Origin of the sequence: Cryobacterium sp. Hz7, from assembly GCF_004402815.1 — a bacterium.
In the GTDB taxonomy this organism is placed as follows: Bacteria; Actinomycetota; Actinomycetes; order Actinomycetales; family Microbacteriaceae; genus Cryobacterium; species Cryobacterium sandaracinum.
In genome coordinates, this window is sequence record NZ_SOFB01000042.1 from 20,681 (window position 1) to 27,147 (window position 6,467).

Genomic DNA, 6,467 nt, shown 5'->3' on the forward strand with positions numbered 1-6,467 from the left:
TGCGCGCGACGCTTAACCCCGCAATTGTGTCGGTTCACCGCGCGATGAGCGGAGGCGGCTAGGAGACCTGCACCTGGATCGGTGCGGTGTCGGGGAGCGGGCTCGCATCGCGGCCGCGCAGGTCGGGGTGCCAGCGCCGGCCGAGCGCGGGGATGATCGTGCCGAGCCCCGCGAAGCCGGCCGCGACCAGGATGGCCGCCGTGGCGCCGCTCTGGTCGATCATGAAACCGGCGATGGCGGAACCCAGGGCGGCGCCCATCAGCTGGCCGGTGCCCACCCAGCCGTAGGCCTCCGCGGTGTCACTGAACTTGACGCTCGCGGACACGATGCCGAACAGAACGGCGAAGGCCGGAGCGATTCCGATTCCCGCCAGCAGCAGGGTGGCGGCCAGCCACCAGAAGCTGAGCCCGAGAGTGGCGAGCCCGAGGCCGACGGTGACGATGAGCATCCGTGCGGCCAACGCCCAAGGGCCGATCGGGGCGTGGCCGAGGGCGAGCCCGCCGATCAGCGAGCCGAGAGCGAAGATGCCGAGCACCCAGCCCGAGTCCGCGCTGCCGTGCCCGAACGCGGCCACCACACCCGCCTCGACCGAGGCGCAGGCGGCTACCAGCATGAAGCCGACGATGGTGCTGAGCATGACCGCCGGGCGTTTGAGAACGACGCCGAGTTTGCGGCGGCTACGGGGGATGCGCACCCGGCCGACCTCGGGCAGCACCAGAAACCAGACGCCGCCGCCGATGAGGAAGATGGCGGCGAGCAGGATGCCGGCGACCGGGCTGACCTGGATGGCCACGAACGTGGCAATCACCGGGCCCAGCACCCAGATGATCTCCTGGGCCGACGCGTCGAGCGAGAACAGCGGCGTGAGCTGGCGGGAGTTGACGATCTTCGGGTAGATGGTGCGCACGGCCGGCTGAATCGGCGGTGTGGACAACCCGGCGATGAGCCCCACGGCCATCAGAACATAAATGGGCATGCTGACCAGAGCCATTGTCACGATGGAGGTCGCGCAGACGACGAGGGTGGCCGTGATCACCGGACGCATGCCCCAGCGGCCCATCAGTCGGCTGGTGAGCGGCCCGGCGACGGCCTGGCCGATGCTCATGGCGCCCAGCACGAGGCCGGCGGCGCCATAGGAGTCGAAGACCTGCTCGATGTGGATCAGGAACGCGAGCGACAGCATCCCAAAGGGGAACCGAGCTGTCAGTTGTGCGGCGATGACGCGAGCAACGCCCGGAGTCTTCAAAAGGGTCCAATAGCTGCTCACTTACTCAAGTCTACGTCCGCCGAGGTAGCGTGAGCGCGTGCGAATACTGATCACGGCCGACGAATTGGCAGCCATGCTTGAGTCCCGAAACGACGTTCGGGTGCTGGACGTGCGCTGGAAGCTGGGTGGCCCTCCCGGGCCGGACGAATACCGGGCCGGCCACATCCCCGGCGCCGTGTACGTCGACCTGGAGACCGAGTTGGCCCGGCCCGGCGAACCGGCCGACGGGCGGCATCCGTTGCCCACCCGTGCGACGCTGCAGGCAGCCGCGCGCCGCTGGGGGCTTCGTGACGGCGACACGGTCGTGGTTTACGACGACCTGGGCGGGGTGTCGGCAGCCCGTGCCTGGTGGCTGCTGCGTCACGCCGGGGTGCGCGACGTGCTGCTTCTCGACGGGGCGCTCGCCGCCTGGCGCGCCGCCGGCCTGCCGCTCGCGGTCGGCGAGCTGGCCACGACAGAGCTGAGCGCGGAAACGGTCCGTCCGGGCACGATCACCCTCTCCGACGGGGTGCTGCCTGTGCTCGACACGGATGCCGCCGCCGCGCTCGCGCAGACCGGCGCGCTCCTCGACGCCCGCGCTGCGGAACGCTACCGCGGTGACACGGAGCCGATCGATCCTCGTGCCGGCCACATCCCCGGCGCGATCAGCGCGCCCACGGCCGACAACCTCACCCTCGACGGGCGCTTCCTCCCGGCAGCCGAACTGCGCGCCCGGTTCGAGGCGCTCGGAGTCACGGCGGGCGGCACGGTGGGCGTCTACTGCGGCTCCGGCGTCACCGCCGCGCACGAGGCGGCCGCTCTGGCCATCGCCGGGTTCTCACCGGCGCTCTACCCCGGCTCGTGGTCGCAGTGGTCCAACCTGCCGGGCCGCCCGGTCGCGACGGGCGACCCGCGGGCGTGAAATCCGCGCGAAACACGCTTCCGGTCATACTGAGACACGGGGAAGCCTGTCCACGCTCAGTAGGGCTGGCCCAAAACGTTATCTGCGCACGGAATCCGCGTGAGCGTGCTGTTATATGCTCGCTTTTGTCGAATTCCGTTAACGGACCTCAAAGACGAACCAGACACATCCGACAACCACGAAAAAGGTTACGCAATGCGCGCTCAATACCTGCTCCCGGCTCTCGCCGCCGTCACGGCACTCCTACTCACCGGCTGCGTGGACAACTCCACGGACACCACGGGCGGAGCGACGGCCGCCTCCTCCGCCAGTGAGATCGCCGTGGACGACGCCGCCGCCGCGATGCTTCCCGCCGAGGTCGCCGACTCCGGCACGCTCGTCATCGGGACCGACCCGACCTACGCTCCCAACGAGTTCAAGAACGAAGCCGGTGAGCCGATCGGCTGGGGCATCGTGATCGCTGAGGCCGTCGCAGCCAAGCTCGGCTTGGAGCCGGAATTCCAGGTCGCGAAATTCGACAACATCATTCCGAGCGTGACGGGCGGCAAGGCCGATATCGGCGTGTCCTCCTTCACCGACAACGTCGAGCGGGAGAAGCAGGTCGACTTCGTCAACTATTTCGTCGCCGGCATCCAGTGGGCCTCGGCCGTCGGCAACGACGTCGATCCGGACAACGCCTGCGGGCTGAAGGTCGCCGTGCAGGCCACCACGTATGAGGACACCGACGAAGTGCCGGCCAAGAGTGACGCCTGCGTCGCGGCCGGCAAGCCGGCGATCGACAAGCTGAAGTACGACACCCAGGACCAGGCCACCAACGCGGTCGTGCTGGGCCAGGCCGACGCGCTCAGCGCCGACTCGCCCGTCACTCTCTACGCGATCGCCCAGACCGAGGGCAAGCTGCAGCCGGCCGGAGAGACCTTCGATGTGGCGCCGTATGGCATCGTGGTCGCCAAGGACTCCGAGCTGACCAAGGCCGTGCAGGCTGCGCTGCAGTCCATGGTCGACGACGGCACCTACGGTGACATCCTCGACGAGTGGGGCGTCGCGGATGGTGCGATCGAGACGATCACGATCAACGCCGCGTCGAACGGATAACGTATGAGCATCACGACTCCACCGAAGGCGGGCGGGGCAACCCGTCCGCCCGGGGAACCGGCCCCATCGGTGCCGATCAAGGCCATCAAGCTGCGGCATCCGTGGAGGATGGTGTTCGCCATTCTGCTCGTGGTGGTCTTCGTCTCCATCGTCGTCGACGCCGCGCTCCGGCCGGCTTACGACTGGCCCGCCGTCGGCAAGTACCTCTTCGACCGCCGCATCTCGCAGGCGGCCGTCGTGACCCTGCAGCTGACCGTGTACTCCATGGTCATCGCGATCGTCCTCGGGGTGATCCTGGCCGTCATGCGGCTCTCGCCCAACCCCGTGGTGAAGAGCCTGGCCTGGTTCTACCTGTGGATCTTCCGTGGCACCCCGGTCTACGTGCAGCTGACGATCTGGGGTCTGATCTCGCTGATCTACTCGAGCATCGACATCGGCATCCCGTTCATGGACCCGTGGGTGTCCTTCTCGACCAACGCGGCACTGAGCACGTTCACCATCGCCATCATCGGGCTGGCCCTGAACGAAGCGGCCTACATGGCTGAAATCGTGCGCGCCGGCCTCCTGGCCGTGGACAGCGGCCAGGAGGAGGCTGCGACGGCGCTCGGAATGAGCTGGTCGCAGACCATGACGCGGGTGATCCTGCCGCAATCGATGCGCGTGATCATCCCGCCGACGGGCAACGAGGTCATTTCGATGCTGAAGACCACGTCGCTCGTCACCGCCGTGCCGTTCAGCTTCGAGCTGTTCACCCGGTCGCGGGATATTTCCGCGGAGACGTTCAACCCGATCCCGCTTTTGATCGTGGCCTCGATCTGGTACCTGTTCTTCACGTCCATCCTGATGGTCGGCCAGTACTTCCTCGAAAAGCGGTTCGCCCGCGGCGTGGGCGACCGGCAGCCGGATCGCAAGGATGCCGTCGGCACCGGAACGGGAACCCTCACCGGGGTCGTCCCCGTCATCGGTTCCGGGCAGCCGTCGGTGATCGCACCGCCGCGCGAGAACGATCCACCAGCCAACCCCGGAGGCGTGAAATGACCGACGTGAACACGCAGGCCGGGGCATCCGTCACGATTCCTCCCATGGTTCTGGCCGAGCAGGTATCGAAGAGCTTCGGCTCGAACGAGGTGCTCAAGAGCATCTCCCTCGAGGTGAAGCGTGGCGAGGTGATGTGCCTGGTCGGGCCCAGTGGGTCGGGCAAGTCCACGTTCCTGCGCTGCATCAACCACCTCGAGGTGCTTTCCGCCGGGCGGCTCAGCGTCGACGGCGAGCTGATCGGCTACCGAGAGACCAACGGCAAGCTCTACGAGATGGCACCCAAGGAAGCGTCCCGTCAGCGACGGGACATCGGCATGGTGTTCCAGCGGTTCAACCTGTTTCCGCACATGACGGCGCTAGAGAACGTGATGGAGGCGCCGATCCGGGTGAAGGGGCTGCCGAAGGCCCAGGTGGAGCGGAGCGCTCTCGATCTGCTGGCCAGGGTGGGTCTGGCCGAACGTGCCGACTACTACCCGGCGCACCTGTCGGGTGGGCAGCAGCAGCGGGTGGCGATCGCCCGCGCACTCGCGATGGAACCCAAGCTCATGCTCTTCGACGAGCCGACCAGCGCGCTCGACCCTGAGCTCGTCGGCGAGGTACTCGACGTGATGAAGGGTCTGGCCAAATCGGGCATGACCATGATCGTGGTCACCCACGAGATGGGCTTCGCCAAGGAGGTCGCCGACTCGCTCGTCTTCATGGACGGCGGTGTGGTCGTCGAAGCGGGCGACCCGGACGAGATCCTGACGAACCCGCAGCACCGCCGCACGCAGGCGTTCCTGTCGAAGGTGCTCTAGAAATGGTGCTCTAGAAATGTTGCTCTAGGAAAACCGCAGCGACCGTCGCCGTTTGTGCCGAGAGTACCCGCCGTTGCGGCGACTCTCGGCACAAACGGCGACTCTCGTTCGGGCCGAGCAGTGTGACGCCGAGCCTGCCCTACGCCGGGCGGCTCTGCGGTGCGGTAGCCGCGGTCATCGCGGAATCGTGCTCCACGACGTCGCCGAGTACCTCGTCGATCTGCCTCATGCTCTCGGCCGGGATCTTCACTCCCGCGGCCTCGACGTTCTCGCGCACCTGCTCGGGGCGGGAAGCTCCGACGAGGGCTGCTGAGACGTTGTCGTTCTGCAACACCCAGGCCACGGCCAGTTGCGCCATCGACAGGTTGAGGTCGGCGGCGATCGGCTCAAGCTTCTGCACCCGGGTGAGCACGTCGTCGTTCATGAAGCGGCTGATCATGTCGGCGCCGCCCTTGAGGTCGGTGGCGCGCGAGCCGGCCGGCGGGGCCTGGCCTGCCTTGTACTTGCCGGTGAGCACACCCTGGGCCACGGGGGACCAGACGATCTGGCCGACGCCGAGCTCGCGCGAAGTCGGCACGACCTCGTCTTCGATGACGCGCCACAGCATCGAGTACTGCGGCTGGCTCGAGATCAGGCTGAAGCCCAACTCCTGGGAGAGGGCGTGGCCAGCTCGCAGCTGCGCGGCGGTCCACTCGCTGACGCCGATGTAGAGCGCCTTGCCCTGCCGAACGATGTCGGCGAAGGCCTGCATCGTCTCCTCCAGTGGGGTCTCGGTGTCGAAGCGGTGGGCCTGGTAAAGGTCGACGTAATCGGTCTGCAATCGGGTCAGAGAACCGTTGATCGACTCCATGATGTGCTTGCGGGACAGCCCGACGTCGTTGTGGCCGCGCGGGCCGGTCGGCCAATAGACCTTGGTGAAGATCTCGAGGCTTTCGCGGCGGTGGCCCTTGAGGGCGTCGCCGAGAACGGACTCCGCCTTCGTGTTGGCGTAGACGTCGGCGGTGTCGAAGCTGGTGATCCCCACGTCGAGCGCGGCATGCACGCACTGCGTGGCGATGTCGTTCTCGACCTGCGAACCGTGCGTGAGCCAGTTGCCGTAGGTGATTTCGGAGATTTTCAGGCCTGATGAACCGAGATAGCGGAATTCCATGCCTACAGCCTAAGCGGAGCGGTCCCACTGTCGCTGGGTGAAAAAGCGAACGCATGTCGAGCCTGTCGAGCATGTCGAGACCAGGGGCCAGGGACCCCCTATCCGTTTTTCCGTTCGGCCGCGTCCGTCATTCGGGGGCGGGACTTGGTCTCGTTCCGCCATTTGCGGGCCCCGGTCTCCAGCCAGGGTGGTGCCATGATCTGCACGGCGCCGCGGACC

At 67.1% G+C, this 6,467-nt stretch carries 6 protein-coding genes; 4 read left to right on the forward strand and 2 right to left on the reverse strand.

The window, feature by feature from the left end; all coding sequences use genetic code 11:
• Positions 1-58 precede the first annotated feature (58 nt).
• Positions 59-1,267 (reverse strand): MFS transporter, encoded by a 1,209-nt coding sequence (locus tag E3N86_RS09105; RefSeq protein WP_104099564.1) that lies wholly within the window; start codon positions 1,265-1,267, stop codon positions 59-61.
• 37 nt (positions 1,268-1,304) lie between these two features.
• On the opposite strand from E3N86_RS09105, the gene E3N86_RS09110 reads away from it, so the two are divergent.
• The 4 genes from E3N86_RS09110 to E3N86_RS09125 all read left to right on the forward strand — a co-directional run bounded on the left by E3N86_RS09110 (position 1,305) and on the right by E3N86_RS09125 (position 5,098).
• Positions 1,305-2,168 carry a sulfurtransferase gene (locus tag E3N86_RS09110; RefSeq protein WP_134511804.1) on the forward strand — a complete coding sequence of 288 codons (864 nt, stop codon included), beginning with the start codon at positions 1,305-1,307 and terminating at the stop codon, positions 2,166-2,168.
• Positions 2,169-2,363: 195 nt separating this feature from the next.
• Positions 2,364-3,263 carry an ABC transporter substrate-binding protein gene (locus tag E3N86_RS09115; protein ID WP_104099562.1) on the forward strand — a complete coding sequence of 300 codons (900 nt, stop codon included), beginning with the start codon at positions 2,364-2,366 and terminating at the stop codon, positions 3,261-3,263.
• Between the two features lie 3 nt (positions 3,264-3,266).
• Positions 3,267-4,301: an amino acid ABC transporter permease gene (locus E3N86_RS09120; protein WP_104099561.1), complete on the forward strand. Its 1,035-nt coding sequence runs from the start codon at positions 3,267-3,269 to the stop codon at positions 4,299-4,301.
• Entirely contained in the window at positions 4,298-5,098 is an 801-nt protein-coding gene (locus E3N86_RS09125) for an amino acid ABC transporter ATP-binding protein (protein WP_369827922.1), read from the forward strand. Before E3N86_RS09120 ends, E3N86_RS09125 begins: the two co-directional genes overlap by 4 nt.
• Before the next feature lie 139 nt (positions 5,099-5,237).
• On the opposite strand, the gene E3N86_RS09130 is transcribed toward E3N86_RS09125, so the two are convergent.
• The gene (locus E3N86_RS09130) at positions 5,238-6,248 is read right to left on the reverse strand and encodes an aldo/keto reductase family protein (protein ID WP_104099560.1); all 1,011 of its coding nucleotides are present in this window, start codon (positions 6,246-6,248) and stop codon (positions 5,238-5,240) included.
• Between the last annotated feature and the right edge of the window lie 219 nt (positions 6,249-6,467).

Excerpts from the sequence above, each read along its gene's own strand:
- E3N86_RS09120 (WP_104099561.1), top strand. The coding sequence starts at position 3,267 with ATGAGCATCACGACTCCACCGAAGGCGGGCGGGGCAACCCGTCCGCCC.
- E3N86_RS09130 (WP_104099560.1), bottom strand. The coding sequence starts at position 6,248 with ATGGAATTCCGCTATCTCGGTTCATCAGGCCTGAAAATCTCCGAAATC.
- E3N86_RS09125 (WP_369827922.1), top strand. The coding sequence starts at position 4,298 with ATGACCGACGTGAACACGCAGGCCGGGGCATCCGTCACGATTCCTCCC.
- E3N86_RS09115 (WP_104099562.1), top strand. The coding sequence starts at position 2,364 with ATGCGCGCTCAATACCTGCTCCCGGCTCTCGCCGCCGTCACGGCACTC.